This is a genomic window from Pseudomonas kribbensis, assembly GCF_003352185.1.
Lineage (GTDB): Bacteria > Pseudomonadota > Gammaproteobacteria > Pseudomonadales > Pseudomonadaceae > Aquipseudomonas > Aquipseudomonas kribbensis.
Window position 1 is genome coordinate 328,925 of the sequence record NZ_CP029608.1, and the last position, 22,224, is coordinate 351,148.

Consider the following 22,224-nt stretch of genomic DNA (forward strand, 5'->3'; position numbering starts at 1 on the left):
GAAGTTTCACACAGGCATTCAGGAAAAGACGTCGGCGTCCTTGAGCAGTGCACCCGCCTGATCCTTGGCCGACAGTTTCGGCTCTTCGTCCAATTGCCAGTCGATACCCAGATCCGGGTCGTTCCAACGAATGCTGCGCTCCGCGGACGGGGTGTAATAGTTGGTGGTCTTGTAGAGGAATTCGGCGAACTCGCTCAGCACCACGAAACCATGGGCGAAGCCTTCCGGTACCCAGAGCTGGCGGTGGTTCTCGGCTGACAGGCGCACAGCCACCCATTTGCCGAAGTGCGGCGAGCTGCGACGGATGTCTACCGCCACATCAAGCACTTCACCAACGGTGACACGGACGAGTTTGCCCTGAGTGTTTTCCAGTTGGTAATGCAGACCGCGCAGCACACCTTTTTGGGAGCGCGAATGGTTGTCCTGGACGAATTGCGTATCCAGCCCGGTCGCTTCCTGGAAAGCCTTGGCGTTAAAGCTTTCGTAGAAGAAACCGCGTTCGTCACCAAAAACCTTGGGTTCGATGATCAGAACACCGGGCAGGTCGGTAGTGATTACATTCATGAGTTTTTTCCAGTGAGAGGTATGAGTGGTGGACATTCTTGCGCAAAGCCCCGGTGGGCGCGAGTGGTCTGAAACATTTCGCCCGAACTTGCGATCCCGTCCGACGGAGCGGGGGTTGCGAATCATCCAAAGCAGTGGCGATATAGGCGCCTAATAAAATTTCAGGGGTCGTTCCATGTCGTTCGCCACGTTGATTCACCGCGCCAGTCTTCCAGGCCCACAGGTCACTGCAGAGCAGGCCTTGCAGGTTCTGTCGCAGCATTACGGGCTGGACGGCACGTTGCAGGCGCTGGGTAGTCAACAGGACCTCAACTATCGCGTGGACAGTGAGCGTGGGCGGTTCGTGCTGAAGATCTGCCGGGGCGACTATTCGCTGGTGGAGTTGCAGGCCCAGCACGCCGGCCTGAAGTATCTGGCGGAACATTGCGATGTCCATGTTCCCCGGGTCATCCCGGCCAATGACGGCCAGGACCTGTTGTCGCTGGAGATCGGCGGTGAAGCGGTGCACGTGCGGCTGCTGGATTACATCGAAGGTCAGCCGCTGACCGCGCTCGATCATCTTGGCCACGAAGTCGTCGCCGGATTCGGCCGGCTCTGCGGTGAAATGGACCTGGCCCTGGCCGGGTTCGACCATCAGGGACTCGAGCGCACCTTGCAGTGGGACGCACGCCACGCCAGCGCACTGATCGAACATCTGCTGCCGGTGATCGGGGATCAGCACCAGCGCGCACTGATCGCAGAGGCCGCCGAACAGGCCCGTCGCCGTCTGCAACCGTTGCTGGAAAAGTTGCCGGTACAGGCGATCCACATGGATATCACCGACGACAATGTGGTCTGGCAACGTGATGGCCGGCGGCACTGGCAGCTGCAGGGCGTCATCGATTTCGGTGATCTGGTCCGCACTTGGCGCATCACCGATCTGTCGGTCACCTGTGCCGCGTTGCTGCATCACGCCGGGGGCGATCCGTTCGTGATCCTGCCGGCGGTACAGGCCTATCACGCGGTCAATCCGCTGCAACCCGAAGAATTGCAGGCGCTGTGGCCGCTGATCGTGGCGCGGGCGGCGGTGCTGGTGCTCAGTGGCGAGCAACAGGTCAGCATCGATCCGGGCAATACCTACAGTCGCGACAACCTCACCCATGAGTGGGAAATCTTCTGGGTCGCCACCTCGGTGCCGCTGGCATTGATGGAGGCGGCGATTCTCTCGGCGGTCGGGCAGGCATTACCGGCCATCGACAGTGAAGGCTTCGCGCCGTTGTTGCCGGGTCTGGTCGGGCGCGAGTTCGCGTTGATTGATCTGGGTGTATTGAGCGCGCATTTCGAGGCGGGTAACTGGGAACAGCCGGGCATCGATCAGCGCCTGTTGAATGAAGCCGCCGCGATCCATGGTCTGGCTGCCAGTCGATACGGGCAGTACCGTTTGTCCCGCACCCGGCCTGACAGCGCCGAGGAGCCAGAAACATTTCCGCTGCACGTCGAGTTGCGCGTACCTCAGGGTACGGCGGTGGAAGCGCCGTTTGCGGGTGTGCTGCGCCAGTCGGCCGACGGCGCGCTGCGACTCGACGGCCCGCAACTGAGCCTGCGGCTGTGGGGCGTGACGCCGTCGTTGCAGGGCGGTGCGGCGCTGGTCAAAGGACAGGTGCTGGGGTCGGTGGACGGGCCGCTGATTGTGCAACTGGTCCGCGATGCGCATCTGGAGGCGCCGCTGTTCTGTACGCCGACCCGCGCGGCGGCGTGGCAGAGGCTGTCCCCATCACCGGCAGCACTGCTTGGCCTGGCGTGTGACGCCGAGCCGGAACTGGACGCGAAAACCCTGCTGGCCCGCCGCGACGCCAGTTTCGCCCGCACTCAAAAACACTATTACGTTGACCCGCCGCGTATCGAACGCGGCTGGCGCAATCACCTGATCGACATGCAGGGCCGCTCCTACCTCGACATGCTCAACAACGTTGCGGTGCTCGGGCACGGCCATCCGCGCATGGCGGCGGTCGCGAGCCGACAGTGGTCGCTGCTCAATACCAATTCGCGGTTCAACTATGCGGCGGTCGCGGAGTTTTCCGAACGTCTGCTGAAACTGGCGCCGGAAGGCATGGACCGGGTGTTCCTGGTCAACAGCGGCAGCGAGGCCAATGATCTGGCGATCCGTCTGGCCTGGGCCTACAGCGGCGGTCGCGACATGCTCAGTGTGCTGGAGGCCTATCACGGCTGGACGGTCGGTGCGGACGCGGTATCGACGTCGATTGCCGATAACCCGCAAGCCCTGAGCAGCCGTCCGGACTGGGTGCACCCGGTGACTGCGCCGAACATCTATCGCGGCGAATTCCGTGGCCTCGATTCGGCACCGGACTATGTGCGCAGCGTTGAACACAATCTGGCCAAGATCGACGAACAGAAACGGCAACTGGCCGGGTTCATCTGCGAGCCGGTCTACGGCAATGCGGGCGGGATTTCGCTGCCGCCGGGCTACCTGAAAAAAGTCTATGAACTGGTGCGCGCCCGGGGAGGTGTGTGCATCGCCGACGAGGTGCAGGTCGGCTACGGGCGCATGGGCCACTTCTTCTGGGGTTTCGAAGAGCAAGGCGTGGTGCCGGACATCATCACCATGGCCAAAGGCATGGGTAACGGCCAGCCATTGGGTGCGGTGATCACCCGCCGGGAAATCGCCGAAGCGCTCGAGGCTGAGGGTTACTTCTTCTCGTCCGCCGGCGGCAGTCCGGTGAGCTGCCAGATCGGCATGGCGGTGCTCGATGTCATGGAAGAAGAAAAACTCTGGGAAAACGCCCAAGTGGTCGGCGGTCACTTCAAACAGCGGCTGGAGGCGTTGATCGATAAACATCCGCTGGTCGGCGCGGTGCACGGCTCGGGGTTCTATCTGGGGGTCGAACTGATCCGTAATCGACAGACCCTGGAGCCGGCAACCGAAGAAACCACGCTGCTGTGCGATCGCCTGCGGGAGCTGGGGATTTTCATGCAGCCGACCGGCGATGACCTGAACATTCTCAAGATCAAACCGCCGATGGTCACCTCGCGCCAGAGTGTGGATTTCTTTGTCGACATGCTGTCGAAGGTGCTGGAAGAAGGCCTCTGAGCCTGTGATAGGCCGATTAATACCGATTTGTATCGGTATTAATCGGTGGATTCAAAAGCGATCTTTTGTTTTTAGCTTTTAAAGTCGATATTTATCGTTTATAAAGTCGCCATCGTCCGTCGTCCAAACCTGTTCGGCGCGTTGAACATCCTCGACCGTTCCCTGGAGTCCTGATCGACATGACCACCTTGAAAAGTACCCCACGCGCCGATGGCTTCTACATGCCGGCCGAATGGGCGCCGCAAACCCAGACCTGGATGATCTGGCCCGAGCGTCCGGACAACTGGCGTCTGGGCGGCAAGCCGGCGCAGGCCGCTCATGCCGCAGTGGCCAAGGCCATCGCGCGTTTCGAACCGGTGACCGTGGCGGTCTCCGCCGGCCAGTACGAAAACGCTCGCGCTCGCCTCGATGTACCGAATATCCGTGTGGTCGAGATGTCCAGCGATGACGCCTGGGTTCGCGACAGCGGTCCGACCTTCGTCATCAACAACAGCGGCGAAGTGCGCGGTGTGAACTGGGACTTCAACGCCTGGGGCGGTTTTGATGGCGGTCTGTATTCGCCGTGGAACCGCGATTCCCAGGTCGGCGGCAAGATCCTCGAAATCGAGCGCAGCCCGCGCTATCGCACCGAAGGCTTCGTGCTGGAAGGCGGTTCGATTCACGTCGACGGTGAAGGCACCCTGATCACCACCGAGGAATGCCTGCTCAACCGCAATCGCAACCCGCACCTGAACCGCGAAGAAATCGAAGCGGTGCTGCGCGACAACCTGTCGGTGGACAAGATCATCTGGCTGCCGGATGGCCTGTTCAACGACGAAACCGACGGCCATGTGGATAACTTCTGCTGCTACGTGCGTCCGGGCGAAGTGCTGCTGGCGTGGACCGACGATCCACAGGACCCGAACTACCCGCGCTGCCAGGCTGCGATGAAGGTGCTGGAAAGCAGCACCGACGCCAAGGGCCGCCCGTTCACGGTGCACAAGATGCCGATCCCGGGTCCGCTGTTTGCGACCGAAGAGGAATGCGCGGGCGTGGATCCGGTGGACGGTACTCAGGAGCGCAACCCGAGCGTGCGTCTGGCCGGTTCCTACGTGAACTTCCTGATCGTCAACGGCGGCATCATCGCGCCAAGCTTCGACGATCCGATGGACGCGCCAGCCCGGGAAATCCTGCAGAAACTGTTCCCGCAACACGAAGTGGTGATGGTGCCGGGCCGCGAACTGTTACTGGGGGGCGGCAACATTCACTGCCTTACCCAACAGCAACCCGCGCCGCACAAAGAGTGAGTGCGGATGTAACAGCTTGAGTTGATTGGAAAATCGACCGGGCAGTCATTTGTTGCCCGCGCTTGAAGAGAAACCCGCAGCCCGTCAGGACTGCGGGTTTCTTTATGTCCGCTGGTCGACAATTTGATTACGTTGGCATAGCTCTTGTATCGCTCATGACGCACTAGGGAGGGGGGAGAACTTCAACAGTTCTGTCATAAACCTTGGATAACTTAGCCGCTCACGAACGGGGAGAGAGCGCTGAAATGAACGCCGAAGTGAACGTAATCAGCGAGCGGACGTTGCATCCCATGGCTGTAAATAGTGAGTCGCTCCAGATTGTCGCGCACTGGTTGAAGTCCAATGGAACGCGTCAGATCAGGGAACCTGATCCGCGCCGGATGATGATCGAGCGTTACCCCGCTGGCCTGTTCAGCGAGGCCGAACTGGATGCACTTTGGGATGTGATGGAAGGATAAGAAGAACAAACAAGGATTGTAAAAAGCGCTGCCGGGATGGCAGCGCTTTTTTTATGGGCGCGAATCAGAAGCTGTAGGTGCCGGTCATGACCAGGCTGCGCGGCGCGCCTGGCTGGATCTGGAAGGCGCTGGTGGCCGAAGCGTAATACTCGCGGTCGGTGATGTTGTTCAACGCTGCGCGCAAGTCCCAGTCCTTGTGGCGGTAGCCGACCAGCGCGTCCCAGCGCCCGTAGCCCGGCAACACGGTGGTGTTGGCGTTGTCGGCGTAACGCTGGCCGACCAGGGTCAGGCCGGTTTCGCCGTACCAACCCATCTCCGGTTTCCAGGTCAGGAACAGGCTGCCGTTGTGCTTGGCCACGTTGTTGACGCGTTTGCCTTCGAGGCCGTTGTTGTCCTTCTCGATGGTCGCGTCCTGCACGCCGACGCCTCCGCGCACGTACCAGTTGCCGACGATCTTGCCGGTGCCGGTCAGTTCGATCCCGCGTGAACGTTGCAGGCCGCTGAGTACGGTCAGGGTCGGGTCGTTTGGATCGGTGGTGCGGCGGTTGTAGAGTTCCAGCTCGTAGACGGCGAGGGTGGTGCTCAGGCGATCGTCGAGCCAGTCGCTCTTGACCCCGATTTCCTTCTGCTTGGTCAGCTCCGGACTCAGGTCGTTGGTGTTGCCGGCCGCACCCGGGGTGATACCGATCAGACCGCCGCCGACCGGCGAGAACGTTTTGGTCCACGAAGCGTAGAACGAGTGGTTCTGCAACGGCGTCCAGACTACGCCGAAGCGCGGGCTGGTGCTGTGGCTGTCGCGGTCTTCGGAAATGTTGCGCAGCTTGTTGGTCGACTCGATGTCGAAGGTGTCGTAGCGCAGGCCGGCGAGCAATTGCCATTGATCGTTAAGGCGCAGTTGATCCTGAACGTAGATCGCTCGGCTTTCGACTTCGGTGTGGCTGCTGCTCGACACCTGCATGCGCCCGGTGTGGCGCTGGCTGCGATCCGGGTTGTATAGATCCAGCGACGGCACCGGCTGAGTGCCCCGGCCGGTGGCCGCGTTGTACAGCGTCGGGTCGCGGCGCTGGCTGCCGGTTTCGATCCCGGTCAGCAGGCGATGCTCGAGGCCGAAGGTATCGAATCCACCTTCCAGTTCGACGTTGTTGTAGACGTTGCGGGTGGTCAGGTCCTGTTGCCAGTGCTGGCGGGTGACCTTGTTGGTTTTCGCGTCGAAGCCGGTGAGGTAGGTGTTGTCGAAATCGCTGTCGAGCTTGAACACACCGAGGGTGTGGCGCAGTTGCCAGTTGTCGTTGAGTTCATAGCTGAGTCGCGAGCGCAGGGATTGCGTCTTGTCGTCGATGAAGTCGTGATCGTTGCCGTAGGTCGTGTCCCGGCCGACATCCGCCGGACGTCCACCGACTCCGGGAATGCCGCGATCCGGCGTGCGGTTGTAGCGGCTGTATTCGTATTGCACCAGCCAGTTGAGATCAGGGGTGAGCTGCCAGCTCATCGACGGCGCGAACAGTTTTCGGTTGCCGCTGACGCCGTCGCGGAAGCTGTTTTCGTCCATGTTGCCCATGTTCAGGCGCAGGCTGATGTTCTCGCTCGGGTCGGCGCTGAGGTCGGCGTACAGGCTGCGCAGATCTTCGCTGCCGCCCTGGGCCTCGAGGGTCGAGCGGCGGCCGGCCTCGGGTGCCTTGCTGACGCGATTGACGATCCCGCCCTGGCTGCCACGGCCGTACAGTACGGCCGCGGGGCCCTTGAGCACTTCGACGCGTTCGATGTTGTGCAGATCGCGCTTGTACTGGCTGTCGTCGCGGATGCCGTCCAGATAGAAGTCGTTGCTGGCATCGAAACCACGAATGCGCAGGCTGTCGAAGCGCGTGTCGCCTCCACCGCTGACGTTGGGGATTCCGCTCAGGGCGTCTTCGATGTCATTGATGCCGTAGTCCGCGACGTTGGCGGTCTTGATCGAATCGATCGCCTGCGGTACGTAACGCACCGGGGTGGAGGTGCGGGTCGCGGTGTTGCTGACTTTTACGCGCGGGTCGTCGACCTGCGTTTCGGCACTGATCGAAGTAGCGGGAAGCTCAGTCGCGGAGTAAGCGAAACCAGAGGACAAAAAGGCAGAAAGCCCAAGCGTGACGGGCGTGAGACGGAACGGGGCAGGCATTGAAAAGCGCATCCGGAAGGGTGGAAGAATTCGAGCGCGCGAATGGTAATGCTTTGCATTTGCTTACGTTAATTATTCTGGAAAAGTTCCGTGAGTTGATTGTGTCAATTTGTTTCTGGTTTGTTTCAAGACGGTCACGGGACTGACAACAAGCGCATTCGACCGATTGCCGAAACAGACTGAAAGCCATTCCGGCGTTTTTCTGCAACGGCCGAAGGACTAACGTGGCTGCCATCGATTTCCCGGAGTTTTCAGATGATCCTTCACTACATTTACGACCCTCTGTGCGGCTGGTGCTACGGCGCCAAACCTTTGGTCCAGGCCGCACAGCAAGTGCTGCCGGTAATCGCCCATGCCGGCGGCATGATGACCGGCGCCAACCGTCAGAGCGTTTCACCCCAACTGCGCAATTACGTAATGCCTCACGACCGGCGAATTGCCGAGTACACCGGACAGCCGTTTGGCGAAGCCTATTTCGAAGGCCTGTTGCGTGATCACACGGCGGTATTTGATTCCGCTCCGCCGATTGCTGCTGTCATGGCAGCAGAAAACATCGATGGGCGTGGTCTGGAACTGCTGGGCCGTTTGCAAACCGCGCACTATGTAGAAGGCCGGCGAATTGCCGATGAGGCCGTGCTGGTCGAATGCGCGGTAGCACTGGGCTACGAGGCGGACACTTTCCTCAAAACCCTGCAGGCAACCGACACCGATCAACACATAAAGAACAGCCGCGCACTGTTGGCGAAACTTGGTGGCCAAGGCTTCCCGACCTTCGCGCTGGAACAGGACGGCCAGTTCACCCTGATCGATATCGGCCCGTGGCTCGGCAAACCGCAGGCGTTTGCACAATGGTTGAGCGAGTCGATCCCGTCGGCACCCGGCGCACAAGCCTTGCCGGTCTGTGGCCTCGACGGTTGTGTGTGACCGGGCATCAAATCCCTGACTACAGGCATTTCCCCGCACGAAGCTTTCGAAAAATTTACTTTTATTAGACGATTTTTGCCTATTTAAAGACGATTCTTGAAATTGACACATTGTTCAGGGCGCGGCTACGATTCGGCCCAACGCCTGTGGCTAACCGCCATGACTCAAAATCAGGAGCAGGCCCGCCATGACATTGTCTTGAGCGGGCCTTTTTGTTTCGGGGTGAATAAAAGAGTGCATCAAGCGCCGTTTCAGCCGTTCGACACAGCGCGTTTCAACCCGTAATAAGGAAAACAAAATGTTGAACAAGCGGATCAGTCTGATCGCATTGGGGATGTTGAGCGCCACTCAGGCCATGGCTAACGACCAGGCCGAGTCCAAGGGTTTTGTGGAAGACAGCAGCCTGAAAGTGCTGCTGCGCAATGCCTACATCAATCGTGACTACAAAGACGGCATCCAGGACAAAGCCGAGTGGGGCCAGGCGGCCATCGGTACGTTCTCGTCCGGTTTCACCCAGGGCACTGTCGGTGTGGGTGTGGACGCATTCGGTCTTTACGCACTGCGTCTGGACGGCGGCAAGGGCCGCAGCGGCGCTGGCGGTATCGACTTCTTCAAGCAGGGTGACAGCGGCAACGCGGCTGACGACCTGTCCAAGGGCGGCGCAGCGGTGAAATTCCGTCTGTCCAGCACCACCCTGACCTACGGCGACCAGATGCCGGCCCTGCCGGTGCTGAACTACGACAACTCGCGTCTGCTGCCGGAAAGCTACACCGGTACCTTGATCACTTCCAAAGAGATCAAAGGTCTGCAACTGGATGCCGGTCGCTTCACCGCCGAGTCGCGCAAAAGTGCTGAAGGTCGTGACAGCGGTGGTCTGAAGTCGATCAACGTATTGGGCGGTAGCTACCAGTTCACCGAACAGTTCAAGGCGGCGCTGTACGCGTCCGACGTCGAAGACGTGATGAAGAAGCAATACGTGAACGCCAACTACGTGTTCCCGATCGACAAGGATCAGTCCCTGACCCTGGACTTCAACGGCTATCGCACCAAGCTGGACAAGTCTTACGCCGAACTCAAAAACTCCGGCGGCCAGGACAACAAGATCTGGAGCCTGGCAGCGACCTTCGCCACCGGCCCGCACTCGTTCACCGTGGCTCACCAGCGCAGCACCGGCGACAGCAATCTGGGTTATCCGTACGGCGGCTATCAGAACGCCGGTGCACGTCAGGGCGACGGTGGTAACACCATCTACCTGGCCAACTCCTACTGGTCGGACTTCAACGCTGAAGACGAGCGCAGCTGGCAGTTGGGCTACGGCCTGGACTTCGGCGCATTCGGTGTGCCGGGTCTGAGCTACAACTTCGCTTACGTGCGTGGCGACAACATCACCACAGACACCAGCACCGGTGGCACCGAGCGCGAAATCTTCAACCAGTTCAAGTACGTCGTGCAAAGCGGCCCGGCCAAAGATCTGAGCGTGAAGGTGCGCAGCTCGATCCTGCGCGTGTCGCAGAAGTCCAGCGACTACAACGTCGGTGGCAACGAAGTGCGTGTGTTCGTGGATTACCCGATCAACGTCTTCTGATGATCGGCTGAACCCGCGAAACGCGATAAAAAACCCCGACTGGTTCGGGGTTTTTTTTTGACGGTTTTTCTGAAAAAAGCATGAAAACCCGTGTTTTTGTCATTTGAAATGCACTTTCAGGCCGTTTCAAATCGCGTTTCAAACAGGGCTTTAAATGCCTGAAATTCTTTCTCATGGACGCAAATTCTCCACCTAATAGATTAGGCCGCTCAATGCAGCGGAGAATTTGGTAATGATCGTTTTAACCAGAGAAGTGGGCGAATCGCTACGGCGCGACAAGTACGCCAACGTGCAGGGTGCTGACTTCAATCTCTACGGTCATTTCGCCGACTTCGTCAGACTGACCAAAAGTTGGGAAAACATGGAGCCTGACAGTTACTACGGTCAGGCCGAAGCCGGCATGCGTTACCGTCGTTACAGCGACTTTGAATACAACCCCAAGACGCGCGAGCTCAAGCAGCTGGAACATCGCGCGTATGTGCAGTCCAAGGAGAACAACGCTTACGTGGGCGGTGTGGTGCGACACTTCCAGGACTTCTCGGACGAAGTCATCGAATCGCCTGTGATGCGCAGTCTGATCGACACCGATTTCGAAGTGTACAAAAGCGTGTTGCCGGAAGAGCTGCACGATGAAATCTGGCAATGCCAGATCCATCAGATCCGTATCGAGATCAAACCCGGCAAACAACTGGAAATCACGCCGGAAGGCATTCACTGCGACGGTTATCCGTTCAGCGGTGTGCACTTCTGGGGCCGCAACAATGTCGAGGGCGCCGAAAGTCGTCTGTACGACATTCACGAGCAGCAACTGGCGTCGACCACTTACCAGGAAATCCTCGACACCACTTACTTCCTCGACCGCGACATGCGCCACTACGTGACACCGGCGCGCAACACCCACTCCCATGCCATGGCGTATCGGCAGATTCTGGCGATTTCCTTCTCGCGGCCCGGGACCGCTTTCGACATTGTTCGCTAATCAGATCACCCAAATTGACGGCGTCGAATGCTCGACGCCGGTGGTGCTGCGGCGCGCGACGGCCAAGGACGCGCAGCGCATGGAGCGCTTCTTCCGCCAGTTCGACGAAGTGTCGTTCTGTGAATGGCAGGACGCCAAATGCCTGCGCGGCGTGCTGATCCAGAAAACCACCACGGCGTATCTGGCCTTCGACGTCGAAGGCGAGATTGTCGGGGCGGTGCTGGGCGGCATGCTCGGCAGTCGCGGCACCATCAACCATCTGGCGGTCAGCCTGCGCTATCGCAGCCAGGGCGTCGGCCAGCGACTGGTGGAAGCGGCGTCGGCCGACATGAAACGGGTCGGTGTGCTGCGGATGTTCCTGTTCGTCGATGATGCTAACCTCGCGGGCAAGCGTTTCTGGACTGCCCAGGGTTTCTGCGAACCTCACGGCGAACGGACATTTGAGAGGGATCTATGAATGAAACATCCGGCAGTGCGCCGCTGATGGTCGACCGTCAGCCGTCGCGCACGTTTGCCGAAGCCAGCCCGGTGGTGGCCGGTTATTTCACCGTGTCGTTCGTGTTCGGGCTGATGGCGGTCAACGCCGGGCTGCCGCTGTGGCTGCCGGTGGCAATGTGTCTGTTCGTGTATGCCGGGGCTTCGCAATTCGCGGCGCTGGCGCTGATCAGCAGCGGGGCGTCGCTGACCACCATCGTGCTGACCACGTTTCTGATCAACGCGCGGCACATGCTGATGTCGGTCTACATGGCCAAGGCCCTGCGGGCGCTGGGCCTGAGCCGCATGGAGCGCTGGTGCTACGCCGGCGGCCTGACCGACGAATCGTTCGCCTTCCACAGCGTCAAACTGGGCACCGGTGCACCGGTGAACATTCGATACCTGATCGGCTTCAACCTGTTCTGCCACACCTCCTGGGTGATCGGCGGATTGCTCGGGGCCTTGTGTGCGCAGTACGCGTCGCACCTGATCAAATACCAGCTCGACTACGCGCTGACCGCGATGATGCTCTACGTGCTGGTCTCGCTGTGCAACACCCGCAACAAACTCATCGCCGCCCTGGCCGCTGTGGTCTGCATGGGCGCTCTGAGTCTGGTCGGCAGCTCGCCGTTCAACGTTTTCATCGCCACGTTTGTGGGCTGCGGAGTGGGTGTATGCCTGACCAAACGTTCCTGATTCTGGTGGTCGCGCTGATGATGGCCGTGACCTTTCTGCCTCGGGCGCTACCGTTGCAGGTCAACACCGAGCACTGGCCGCCCTTCGTCGCCCGGGCGCTGGAATACCTGCCGGTGGCGATCGTCGCTGCGATCAGCCTGACACCCTTGTTGATCAAGGATCAGCACATACAGCTCGATCGCCCGGAATTCTATGCAGCGATTCCGACGCTGTTATGTGCGTATTTCAGCAAAAACCTCTTTCTCAGTGTGGCGGTTGGGACGGCTGCGTACATTGCGCTCGGCTCGTTCATGTAGCGGCAGATCGACCACGTCGTTCAACGCCTGGCCGGACAGATCCGGGTTGTTCACCGCCAGGCGCACTTCGAGGAAATCCTCGAACCCGGGGAAAATCGTCAGGCCGTTCTTCTGCGCGGCCTCGCGAGAGACCATGCCGACGGCGTCCATCTGCGTGATGAGCGACAGGGTCAGCGTTTCGCTGCAGGAATAAATCGTCCGCTGACTGTTCTCGTGATTGCCCAGCCCGGCGTCGAGAAAACGCAAAAAGCTGTGGGAATACGGGCAATCCTCTGCAGGACGTACCTGAAACTTGTTGCCAAGCAACGTCAGCGGATCGTTCTCCTGACCGCAGTGCGCGCCGACTACCTGCACCTGTACTTCCGGCAGGACAATGCTCGGCAGACCCGGACGCTGCGGGCCGATCAGCACCGCGAGGTCGAAGTCCTCGTTCTTCAGCTTGCTGAGATTTTCCATCGACTCGGCGTAGCTGAATTCCATCTGGTAGTCGGGGAACACATCGATCAGGCGTCCGATCAGTCGCCGGTTGAAATCCGGGTCCAGCGTGGTGTTCAACGCCACTTTCAACGTGCGCTGTCCCGGCACCTTCAACGCTTCGACTTTCTCTTCCATCTGCCGCGTGGCAATCAGCACTCTGTCCATATAGGGCGTCAGCTCGGTGCCTTGCGGCGTCAGCGTCAGACCCTTGTTGGAACGGCGAAACAAGCGGAAACCGAACTGTTCTTCGACCTTGTTCAACTGCGCGGCCAGGGCCTGCACAGTCAGGCACGAATGCTCGGCTGCGGCCGACAAGGAGCCGGTCTGCACGATGCGCATGAGGTTGCGTAAGGTTCTGCTATCCATGGGTAATGCCCTCTGAAGTGGGCTGGGTATTGTTGTGTACGTGACGGCCTGAACGGCTCCATTTGCCGGCTATATTCCTGTACCTGAGCATAGTTGTCGCGCAATTAGTAGCGAATTGATGTCCCCGCCGATGGCTGGAGGCTGACACAGGATCGGGGTTTTTGGTGACGCGGGGGTGATTGGGGTCAAAAAAAGTGCACGGTTTGGGTGCGTTTGCGGGGATGTTCGAAGGAATTTTGGCGCGATTTTTACAGGCTATTCATTACACCACGTCACAAATGAAGTACCCCACCCCTACTTTTTCCCCTCCCGGCTCACGCCTAAATTGAGCTCCAACACCTGACCATCATCCCGAGGGCAGGTCACTGGAGTCGTCGTCATGCCATTTGTCAGCGTACGCATCACCCGCGACGGTGTTACCCGTGAGCAGAAAGCTCAGGTGATCGCCGAAATCACTGAAACCCTGGAACGCGTCCTCAACAAACGCCCGGACCTGACCCACATCGTGATCGAAGAAGTCGACACCGATAACTGGGGTTACGCCGGCATCACCACCACCGAATACCGCCGACAACTGGCGGAGCGGAATCAGTCCTGACCGCGCCCGCTGTCTTGTCGATCACCATCAATCTGTTGAGGATTTCATCATGAGCCACTCGAAAAAAACCGTCGTTATCACCGGTGCTTCCCAAGGTCTGGGCGAAGGCATGGTCAAGGCTTTCCGTGAGCTGGGCTACAACATCATCGCTACTTCGCGCTCGATCAAACCGTCGAACGACCCGCAGATCCTCACCATCGCCGGTGACATCGGCGATCCGGCCACCTCTCAACGCGTGATCCGCGAAGGCGTGGCCCGCTTCGGCCGCATCGACACTCTGGTCAACAACGCCGGCATCTTCGTCGCCAAGCCGTTCACCGCGTACACCCCGGAAGACTACGCCGCGGTGCTGTCGGTCAACCTCAACGGCTTCTTCTACATCACCCAATTGGCCATCGCCGAAATGGAAAAGCAGGGCAATGGCCACGTGGTCAACATCACCACCAGCCTGACCGACCACGCGGTAGACGGCGTGCCCTCGGTCCTCGCTTCCCTGACCAAGGGCGGCCTCAACGCCGCCACCAAATCCCTGGCCATCGAATACGCCAAACGCGGGATCCGGGTAAACGCGGTATCGCCGGGCATCATCAAGACGCCGATGCATGGCGAGGAAACCCACGCGGCACTGGGGGCGCTGCACCCGGTCGGGCACATGGGCGAGATCGACGATATTGCGCAGGCGGTGGTGTATCTCGATAACGCAAAGTTTGTGACTGGCGAGATTCTGCATGTGGACGGCGGGCAGAGCGCTGGGCACTGATTGATGCGGGAACACAAAGCCCTTGCAGAGATGCGAGGGCTTTTTTGTGGGCGACGGTTTATGGATCCGGACTCAGCACTTTTACCGCGTCATCGACCAGCGCCTTGCTCAATTCCTGCAAGTATTGCGAGGCGCAGGCGTGGAGTTCCGGGTCGTTGGCAGCAGAAGTGTCCGACGTGAGCAGTTTGGAAATGTGGAGTAGATGCGAGGCGTGGGAGAGGGCGGTGGCGACCGGGACGCCGGGATTGGTTCGGAAGAGTGCGTGGTTGGACTGGAAGAAGAAATGGGTGAGGCCGAGGGTTTTCAGATCTTGAGGATTGGTCATGGTTTCACCTACCGTTTGCTGGAAGGTGGAAAGGGCAGACTCTGGACGGATCGATGCTAATCATTTGTAAACTCCCTGTATCAAATGAGTGCTGCCAAATCGTTCTCAGGCGAAAGGGTGGCAGCTATGCGCAGGCTGAGAAACCGGAGATACAGGAACCCGGCAGGTCCGAAGACCTCCCACGCACAGCCGCCATTGCACGGAAATGCAGGCACAAAAAAAACACCGGCAAACGTGGGTTGGGGCGCTGGTGCGCCTGCATCTTACGCGGGTTCTCAGGCCCGGTCGCTGAATTGGCAGCGACGGGTTTGACGGTAGCTTGGGGGAGGGTTTGAGCGCAATCGTGGCCAGGTGGTGGCGGAGCTGATGTTCTTGGAAGAAATCTATACCCTTTGATCACCAAGCCACTGAAGGAGGAAATCAGCGATGGTCAATGAACTGGAGCAATTCCAGCAGGACTTGCTGGACTCTGTCCGTCAAATGAAGGCGGGAAACGCAGCTCTTGTGACAGAGGTGCCACTCTCGGCGGCCGATGAGGTGCAGGATGTTGCAGGATTGGAAGCAGGGTCGAAGGCAGCCGACAAGTGCGGCACAGACATTGTTACGTGTTGCTAGCCAGTATCCGGAAGCGTTGCGGGATCTGCATCCAGCCTGAGGCGCGATCGTCCATGGAGTCTTCCGATTAGAATCGGCTCGCGGTTGCCGATGATCGGAGATGTGGACGAAATGTGGACACTCCAGAAACAACAAAGCCCCTGCATTTCTGCAGGGGCTTTGTTTTGTATGGTGCCGGCACCAGGAATCGAACCCGGGACCTACTGATTACAAGGAAGGTGCTTCAAGCATAGAAATCAAGCACTTACGCGATTCCTTGTTACGTCCAGATACGCCAAGGCCCGCGTGAATAGCGGGCCCTGTGTCGCTTGTTACGTCCGGTTTGCTCACTCTGCTGAAGGGGAAACGGTCGGCACGCTGTGGTCGTAGACGTCCATCATCTTCGGGTCGCGGTGGCCGCTCGCCTCCTGTTTATCCGCTCGCGTACCTGCCGTGTCGGTGATGCCACGTCGTTTCAAGTCGTGAAGTGCAAACCGTTGCTCGGGCGTGATGATCTCGTCTGCCAAAGCCAGCGTGATAAATCTTTGCCACGCCGTGTCCAAGCTCGACTTGCGTAGCGGCCCGCCGTGACTGGCCACGATGATGGGCCGTCGTGACGGTGCGATCGGTATCGCCGTTTTGCGTTTGGCCCAGACCTTGGCTCGATAGGCTTTGGCGTGATCCCAGGCTTTGCGCAGTCGAGGTGTCCAGCGAACGATGTTGTCACGGCTGCCTTTGCGGCGGTTGGTGAGAATGCCACTCTCCAGCTCGTTCGCATCGGTCAGAGTGACCACTTCGATTCCGCGTAGTCTGCAGAGATATGCCAGCTCCATCACGTAGCCGAGGTACTCCGGACAGCCGCCTTTTTCGCCCCTGATCAGCAAGCCTCGGGCAATTGCTCGATCAATAAGCGTATCCATGACTTGATGATTTGGCAGGCGACGCTGTTTTCGTTCGACAGGGGCTTCGATGCCCAGCGCGGGATTCACATCCAGAAAACCCCGGTTGCGACCCCACTGCAGTACGCGCCGCAAGTAGCGGAGAGCGTGCGCAGCCTTCGATGGAGTCCCCTCGTCTGCGAGCCGATCGACGATGCGCTGCACCAGGGCAGAAGTGAACTTGCGTACCGCCAAGTCTCCCAGCGGCTTTCCCAGCTTTGTGGGCAGGGTCAGCAGAACATCACGCGAGTAGCAGTAGTCATCGTGGGTTTTCGGGCTGAGCTTCTTATAACGATCACTCTCGTGAAACTGGCTGCAAACGTAGCGAAGCGTGCCACGGTCGACGTTGGATGCCTCGTCCATGATCCGGTGCAGCTCGGCCAGCGAAACGTCCGCCGGCGCGATGTTGCGCCGGCGTTGTTTTCCCGTTTCGTCATAGTGCAACGTGTACCAGACCCGACCTTTGCGGTGATCAAAGTAAACGGCCGCTGGGAGAGCGGCCTGGTCGATATGGGCGGGAATATGCGGATTGTGCTTCCGCTTCCGTGCTTTCCTCATAGGATATCGGCGTCGTATCGATCTGGTGCGGCTGGCTTGATGCCGGCAGCCTGGTTGATAAGGTCCAACGTGGTCCACGGCCCGGTGCGGCCACGGAACACGCGAACGCCTTGGTCGATCAACGATCGCTCGACATCGGAACGGCGTTGATAACCGGTTATGCGCTGCAGGTCGGTGAATACCAGGACGTTGTCCGATCGGGAGTTCATAGTTTGTCCTCGAGCGTTTGAGGCACCCCGGCAAGTGTAGTACCGCTGCCGGGGCTGGAGTTATTAGAACTTGCCGAGCTAAATGCTAGGCTCACCGTCCGTTGATCAACGGCAGAGTTTTTTGCGACTCGATGAATCCAGTGCTTTGGCCCTCGCCATCCATCACCTTGAGGTACAGCACCTCCACTTTTGCTGAGTCAACAAGCACCTTGCCCACTTCGGCTATCGCTTTGGCCCGATCGATGTCCATCGGTTTGCTTTCGTCCTGAAGTGCTTCCAGCGTGGCAAAAAGATGGTCACGCAGGTCAGTCATTTTATTTTTCATCGGTAGTCTCGATAGTGCGCTTGAGTTTGCTCAGCAGGCGGATGGTTTCCTTGAGTTCCGGCGGATACCTATGGATTGTGTTGCGCCGCATTCGCTCTGCCCTGGTGATCAGCTCAAGGTTATCGAGCTCGATGTTGTCCTTATTGCCGTCCTTGAAAGACAGGCAATGCCCGGGCGGCACCGGCCCGCGCTGCTCCTCCCATAGCAGGGTGTGCAGTGCCACCCAGTCTCGGGGCGGATATCCGGTGTCTGTGATCTTCCTTTGCAAATACCCATCCTTGCTGCGACGCGTACTGCCGACTGGAAGCCAGTTGCCAGGCTTCGACCCTTTTTTAAACTGGGTTTCAGCTGCACGGCCGCCAGCTTGCAAGCCCTTCATCCCCTTATTCCACGGGGTGAAGCCTTTCTGAAACCTGAAGGCTGCGCCAGCATCGCTGTTTCGCCGTAGCCGGCAGGCGTGCTCACTCGCCAGATAATTGTCGCTCCGCTTCAGGCCCATGCTCGCGGCCTTTCCGTAAATGGCATGATCCGGCCGTTGGAAGTACTCCATCAGGTTTGGCATCGGCGTGTCCGGGTAAAGCCGTCCAAGATCGATCTCTTCCTGATCTGTCCAAATCCTTCGCTGCGATTTAGTAGCGTGGCCGGGGCCCGATGTTCGAGCGCGGGCATTTTCAAGAGCCGCTTCAGCCAAAGCGCTCAGTTTGCTAGCGCGCATATCGTTTCTCCCGGGTCGCTCGAGCAGCCGCTTTTTCCGCCATCAAGGCCGCCCATTCTTCCGTTTTGCGTTGTTGCCTCAACTTGCTGCAGCTCTGGTGTCGACGTGTCGATCGAGCGAAGCCGCAGATATCGCAAATGCTGGGCAGATCCAGGCGCTTACTCGCCATTGCAGGGCGGATCCGGCTCTGTTGAGCGATGGTTTCATGAGTCATTTGGCAGCTCCCTGCAATGCGCATGGGTGGTTGTTGCCTCCTACAGCCAGCATCAATCTCCACTTGGGGTAAACGCCTTTCACTTCATTTTTGAAACGCACAATTACGCAGTTACCAAAAACACGCAGAACGATCCCAGGCTTGTGGTGGCGCTTGGGCCGTCGAGCGCGTTTCCCTGTGATCACCTGATTTACCTTGTCGCCGGGTTTGAATTGCGCTGTGTTAGCCTTTTGCAGGACAACTCTCAGGTTTCGTGCTCGCATGGTGCTTCTCCTTGGGGTAGTCGGTGCCGAGGGGTTGCAGCCCCTCGGCGCCATTTCTTTTCTTAGCTGGCGAGCCAGATCAGTACGTCAGGTATCTGCAAGGCGGTAATGGTGATCAGTGCTGCGGTTGCCGTGATGCTGAGCAGGCTGTTTATGATTGCCTTTCCGGCCGGTTGGGCTGTTTCGTTCGTGCGCTGCATGGTTTTCTCCTTTCAGTAGTTGCCGGTTGCAGCCGGCGTTATTGGTAGCTGTCTGGCGATCGCACCAGGTGCAGCACCAGGTCTTCGAATTCGTTCGTGTCTTCGCTACATGACTGCCAGTCCAAAACCGCTTGGATTTGCAGTCGGGAGCAATTCAGCACCAAGATCTCGCGCTGACCATCGGTAGCCCGTACCTCCAAAATGTCGACCAATCCGTTCGCACCGTAGGCTTCTGCCTGCACCGTGTTCCCAAGCTCGTTGAGCAGCTGGGTGATGCGATCCTGCAGGCTTTGCGTATCACTACGATCAGTGCCGGCGACGATTTGAATCTGCATGGTTCTCTCCTTCCTGGCTGTCGACGCGGGTTGCAGCCCTACGCCTGAAACATCCAGCACTTGACCGTGGGTGACTTGGTGATCGTGTTGTTATTGCGCGTGGCCTGGTAGGCGCGCACCGCGCTGTCGACGGCTTTGTTCGATTCCAGAAATTTGCGGCAGCGGGATTCCTTCAGGCGATCGCGCAATTCGCTGACGTCGGCCAGCTTTTGGCGGTGTTCTGCGGCGCGCTCTACGAACTCGTTGAGGTTGATAGCGATGACGTTGTCTTTCTTGCTGTGATTGACCACCGGCCCGTCGGCATCAAGCCCTTGCAGGTACTCGTAGACTTCCCAGAATTCCGCGACAACCGGATGGTCTGCGCTGATTGAGCTCTGGCGCTCGATGGCCATCGAGACAATGCAGCGCTGGGTTGCGCTGATCTGGGCGTCGGTCAGCGGTACCAGCGAGCGAATGCAGTCCACCAGGGCGAGCAGCTGTGCATGGTTTTTTACGATGCGCTCAACGCGGATGTAGCCTCTCAACTGATTGCCACAGTGCTGGCATGCCGCTTTTTCGTTATTCGCTGGGTATTCGTTGTCGCAGCTGACGCAGTGGGTGTGTAGCCGGCGCAGGCGCGCTTCGTGGGCCGGGATCTTGTCGGCAAGGGTGGACATGACGTCGCTCTCGCGCTTCACCGCCTGCAGCAGGAAGTAGCTCAACTTGGAGCCATCTAAGGCCGTCAGACGATCAGCTGCCGCTCGGCTCTCGGGTGTCACGTTCGGCCGCACAAAATGCAGTTTCACGATACGCGTCATGATGGCTTCGGACGCAATCACGGGCGCGTTCTGGCTGATGGCGATCGTGCCTCTGAACGGTGGCTCGTAGGTTTCGTTGCCGGCGGTCTTCACGCCTTTGGTCGCCAGAGTGCCGCCGCCGAAATAGTCCTTCAGCTCGTCCCATTCAAAGTTTTTAGCGTGGGATTTGTCGTCACCGCTCCGATCCGACTCAAGCAGCACCACAGGCATGCCGGATACTTGGCCCATCAACCGGCTGCGGCCGGCTTTGGTGGATTTCGACGGGTCGAATCCTTCGTAGCCGGCGCGGCCGAGCAACTTCCAAAGAAGGTTGAGCAGAGTGGTTTTACCAGCCCCTGCCTCGCCGGTGGCTTCCAGGAAGGGAAAGGACTGGTAGCGAGCGCGGATCTGCTCGGCGAACAGCGAGCCGAACCAGAAGGTCAGAGCGACAACGCCCTGTGCTCCAAAGCATGTCCACAGCAGTTTCGCCCATTCGTCGCTGTATTCCTTCGGGTCGCGCTGGATCCGCACCGGCACCGCACGTTGCAGGGTTTTCAGGCGCAGCTTGCCGAACTCGAAGAACTCTTCGTCATTGACGTCGACCACCTGTCCATCTTTTACGGCGAGGTCGCCGTACACGTAGCAGGCGTACTCCTTGCTGTACCCAACAAAGTCGATCGTCTGAACCGTTTTGATCGCGAACAGTTGGTCCTTCATGATTTTGTCGAGCTGTTGGCCGCTGCCGGTGAACACTGCACCGGCGGCCATGCCGAGCAGTCGCTTCTTGAATTCGCTCGCGGCCGCGACCTGGCCACCGGTGAAAGTGTTCTTCACTGAGCCGCCGTCGTGGGGGAAGTCGACGCGGAAGAAATACCAGGATTCGTCTGTGATCTCATTGCGCTGGAAGTACAGCGCCTGGGGGTAGCAGTTGGCGATCTCAACCACGCAGCCGGACATACGCAGCGCTTTTTCACGCATGGCCTTGTTGTTCAGCTGCTGCTCTTCGTGGTTCTCGCTCGTTTCCAGCGCCTGCATGGCGTTGTTGAACTTGCTGATGTCCAGCTTCCACCAGTACAGGCGAGACTCAAACCCGAAGTGGAATTCTTCGCGCTCGCGCCAGTTGTACATCAGCAGCGCTTTCTCTGAGGCGCTTTCAGCAATCAGCAGGGCGCCATGGTGGCGAGCCTCGTTCAGATCCGCTTCTGTGCGCTTGCGTCGTTCGGTTTCGTCACCAATAAAGGCCCATCGCTGATGCAGGTCGTTCCAATCCACTTTCCGCGCGTCGCGCTGCGGTATCTGCGCAGCGGTGCATTCAAAGCCCATGGCTCTAGCCATGACGACCCATTTACGCGTGTAGCGGTGCGCGCCAGGCTCGTTGTCCAGAGCCCAGACCAATCTTGGCAAGTTGCCGGCCCGGTCAGCAGCAAGCGCTTTCAGCGAGGCCTCGGGAAAGGCGTTTGACGACATCGCCGCTACCGCGTCGATCTCGTTGTGCTGCAGAGCGATCGCGTCGAAGATTCCCTCAACGATCCACAGTTCAGAGGTTTGAGTGAGGTCGACGTAGGGGGAGCACCACCAATAGCCTTTGTATGATTCGCCCGGCTTAAAGCGTGCCTTCTTCTTACCGAAGCGCTGAGGCTGGTCGATCAAGCGTTCCCAATACCCGCCGTGCTCGAGCGCAAACCGCACTGTGGCCGAGCCGATATTCAAAACGCGATCGAAGTAGTTCTCCTGGGTGAACAGACCCGCCACCAGATCAATCTTGAATCCGCGAGCGAACTCCATGTAGGCGCGGGCGCTTGCGGTCGGTTGATCATCTGTTGCCGGCGCACGTTTGCTCCAGTCATCAAACAGATCGGCATACAACTCTTTGACGTGCCACTGCTGACCACATTTGCTCTCTCGGCCGCACTTGATGAAGAACGGGTTTGCGAAGCTGGTGTACAGCTCTTTCTTGTTGCAGGCCGGGCAAGTGCCACCTCGCATGAAATCGGTGCCGACCCGGCGTTTCAGGCCGTAATCGAACTCAAGTCGGGTCAATACGTCGGCCCGGATTTTATCTTCCATCT

23 protein-coding genes and 1 pseudogene are annotated in these 22,224 nt (G+C 59.0%); 12 read left to right on the forward strand and 12 right to left on the reverse strand.

Features of this window, described 5'->3' with window-relative positions:
- Positions 1-18 precede the first annotated feature (18 nt).
- The gene (rfbC, locus tag DLD99_RS01475) at positions 19-564 is read right to left on the reverse strand and encodes a dTDP-4-dehydrorhamnose 3,5-epimerase (RefSeq protein WP_114881029.1); all 546 of its coding nucleotides are present in this window, start codon (positions 562-564) and stop codon (positions 19-21) included.
- A gap of 175 nt (positions 565-739) precedes the next feature.
- Here rfbC and DLD99_RS01480 point away from each other — a divergent pair, with 175 nt between their 5' ends.
- The 3 genes from DLD99_RS01480 (at position 740) to DLD99_RS01490 (ending at position 5,396) form a co-directional block, all read left to right on the forward strand.
- Positions 740-3,652 carry an aminotransferase gene (locus tag DLD99_RS01480; RefSeq protein ID WP_114881030.1) on the forward strand — a complete coding sequence of 971 codons (2,913 nt, stop codon included), beginning with the start codon at positions 740-742 and terminating at the stop codon, positions 3,650-3,652.
- A gap of 179 nt (positions 3,653-3,831) precedes the next feature.
- A complete protein-coding gene (gene aguA, locus DLD99_RS01485; protein WP_114881031.1) occupies positions 3,832-4,938 on the forward strand; it encodes an agmatine deiminase in 1,107 nt (368 codons plus the stop codon).
- Between the two features lie 245 nt (positions 4,939-5,183).
- Complete coding sequence (locus DLD99_RS01490) at positions 5,184-5,396, forward strand: hypothetical protein (protein ID WP_065257771.1); 213 nt, start codon at positions 5,184-5,186, stop codon at positions 5,394-5,396.
- 64 nt (positions 5,397-5,460) lie between these two features.
- Here the strand turns inward: DLD99_RS01490 and DLD99_RS01495 are convergent, their stop codons facing one another.
- On the reverse strand, positions 5,461-7,548 hold the full coding sequence (locus DLD99_RS01495; RefSeq protein WP_114881032.1) for a TonB-dependent receptor: 2,088 nt from the start codon (positions 7,546-7,548) through the stop codon (positions 5,461-5,463).
- Positions 7,549-7,803: 255 nt separating this feature from the next.
- On the opposite strand from DLD99_RS01495, the gene DLD99_RS01500 reads away from it, so the two are divergent.
- The 6 genes from DLD99_RS01500 (at position 7,804) to DLD99_RS01525 (ending at position 12,502) form a co-directional block, all read left to right on the forward strand.
- Positions 7,804-8,472: a DsbA family protein gene (locus DLD99_RS01500; RefSeq protein WP_114881033.1), complete on the forward strand. Its 669-nt coding sequence runs from the start codon at positions 7,804-7,806 to the stop codon at positions 8,470-8,472.
- A gap of 298 nt (positions 8,473-8,770) precedes the next feature.
- Entirely contained in the window at positions 8,771-10,057 is a 1,287-nt protein-coding gene (locus tag DLD99_RS01505) for an OprD family porin (protein ID WP_114881034.1), read from the forward strand.
- 232 nt (positions 10,058-10,289) lie between these two features.
- On the forward strand, positions 10,290-11,036 hold the full coding sequence (locus DLD99_RS01510; RefSeq protein WP_114881035.1) for a 2OG-Fe dioxygenase family protein: 747 nt from the start codon (positions 10,290-10,292) through the stop codon (positions 11,034-11,036).
- A gap of 79 nt (positions 11,037-11,115) precedes the next feature.
- Positions 11,116-11,493, forward strand: coding sequence for a GNAT family N-acetyltransferase (locus tag DLD99_RS01515; RefSeq protein ID WP_007952618.1), 378 nt, complete (start codon positions 11,116-11,118; stop codon positions 11,491-11,493).
- Positions 11,490-12,206, forward strand: a complete 717-nt coding sequence (locus DLD99_RS01520; protein ID WP_085608636.1) for an AzlC family ABC transporter permease — start codon at positions 11,490-11,492, stop codon at positions 12,204-12,206. The genes DLD99_RS01515 and DLD99_RS01520 overlap by 4 nt, the downstream gene beginning before the upstream one ends.
- Positions 12,185-12,502: an AzlD domain-containing protein gene (locus tag DLD99_RS01525; protein WP_007952614.1), complete on the forward strand. Its 318-nt coding sequence runs from the start codon at positions 12,185-12,187 to the stop codon at positions 12,500-12,502. Before DLD99_RS01520 ends, DLD99_RS01525 begins: the two co-directional genes overlap by 22 nt.
- Here the strand turns inward: DLD99_RS01525 and DLD99_RS01530 are convergent.
- Positions 12,419-13,345: a LysR family transcriptional regulator gene (locus tag DLD99_RS01530; protein WP_085712740.1), complete on the reverse strand. Its 927-nt coding sequence runs from the start codon at positions 13,343-13,345 to the stop codon at positions 12,419-12,421. The two genes, DLD99_RS01525 and DLD99_RS01530, sit on opposite strands and share 84 nt — an antisense overlap.
- A gap of 379 nt (positions 13,346-13,724) precedes the next feature.
- Between DLD99_RS01530 and DLD99_RS01535 the strand changes: the two genes are divergently transcribed.
- Both DLD99_RS01535 and DLD99_RS01540 read left to right on the forward strand, forming a co-directional pair.
- On the forward strand, positions 13,725-13,943 hold the full coding sequence (locus tag DLD99_RS01535; RefSeq protein ID WP_065257763.1) for a tautomerase family protein: 219 nt from the start codon (positions 13,725-13,727) through the stop codon (positions 13,941-13,943).
- Between the two features lie 49 nt (positions 13,944-13,992).
- Positions 13,993-14,703: an SDR family NAD(P)-dependent oxidoreductase gene (locus DLD99_RS01540; protein ID WP_114881036.1), complete on the forward strand. Its 711-nt coding sequence runs from the start codon at positions 13,993-13,995 to the stop codon at positions 14,701-14,703.
- A gap of 58 nt (positions 14,704-14,761) precedes the next feature.
- Here DLD99_RS01540 and DLD99_RS01545 read toward each other — a convergent pair whose 3' ends face one another.
- The gene (locus DLD99_RS01545) at positions 14,762-15,028 is read right to left on the reverse strand and encodes a DUF3077 domain-containing protein (protein WP_114881037.1); all 267 of its coding nucleotides are present in this window, start codon (positions 15,026-15,028) and stop codon (positions 14,762-14,764) included.
- Positions 15,029-15,454: 426 nt separating this feature from the next.
- Here DLD99_RS01545 and DLD99_RS29315 point away from each other — a divergent pair.
- Positions 15,455-15,683: pseudogene (locus DLD99_RS29315) on the forward strand (helix-turn-helix domain-containing protein).
- A gap of 286 nt (positions 15,684-15,969) precedes the next feature.
- Here DLD99_RS29315 and DLD99_RS01555 read toward each other — a convergent pair.
- The 8 genes from DLD99_RS01555 to DLD99_RS01590 all read right to left on the reverse strand — a co-directional run bounded on the left by DLD99_RS01555 (position 15,970) and on the right by DLD99_RS01590 (position 22,222).
- Entirely contained in the window at positions 15,970-17,118 is a 1,149-nt protein-coding gene (locus DLD99_RS01555) for a site-specific integrase (RefSeq protein WP_114881038.1), read from the reverse strand.
- A complete protein-coding gene (locus tag DLD99_RS01560; RefSeq protein ID WP_114881039.1) occupies positions 17,115-17,327 on the reverse strand; it encodes a hypothetical protein in 213 nt (70 codons plus the stop codon). The genes DLD99_RS01555 and DLD99_RS01560 overlap by 4 nt, the downstream gene beginning before the upstream one ends.
- A gap of 91 nt (positions 17,328-17,418) precedes the next feature.
- On the reverse strand, positions 17,419-17,652 hold the full coding sequence (locus tag DLD99_RS01565) for a hypothetical protein (protein WP_114881040.1): 234 nt from the start codon (positions 17,650-17,652) through the stop codon (positions 17,419-17,421).
- Entirely contained in the window at positions 17,642-18,367 is a 726-nt protein-coding gene (locus DLD99_RS01570; RefSeq protein WP_114881041.1) for an HNH endonuclease signature motif containing protein, read from the reverse strand. Before DLD99_RS01570 ends, DLD99_RS01565 begins: the two co-directional genes overlap by 11 nt.
- Before the next feature lie 210 nt (positions 18,368-18,577).
- Positions 18,578-18,844 (reverse strand): hypothetical protein, encoded by a 267-nt coding sequence (locus DLD99_RS01580; RefSeq protein ID WP_114881043.1) that lies wholly within the window; start codon positions 18,842-18,844, stop codon positions 18,578-18,580.
- Positions 18,845-18,906: 62 nt separating this feature from the next.
- Complete coding sequence (locus tag DLD99_RS29025; RefSeq protein WP_162803445.1) at positions 18,907-19,044, reverse strand: hypothetical protein; 138 nt, start codon at positions 19,042-19,044, stop codon at positions 18,907-18,909.
- Positions 19,045-19,082: 38 nt separating this feature from the next.
- Positions 19,083-19,379 (reverse strand): hypothetical protein, encoded by a 297-nt coding sequence (locus tag DLD99_RS01585; RefSeq protein ID WP_114881044.1) that lies wholly within the window; start codon positions 19,377-19,379, stop codon positions 19,083-19,085.
- A gap of 38 nt (positions 19,380-19,417) precedes the next feature.
- Positions 19,418-22,222 carry a toprim domain-containing protein gene (locus DLD99_RS01590; RefSeq protein ID WP_114886538.1) on the reverse strand — a complete coding sequence of 935 codons (2,805 nt, stop codon included), beginning with the start codon at positions 22,220-22,222 and terminating at the stop codon, positions 19,418-19,420.
- Positions 22,223-22,224: the final 2 nt, after the last annotated feature.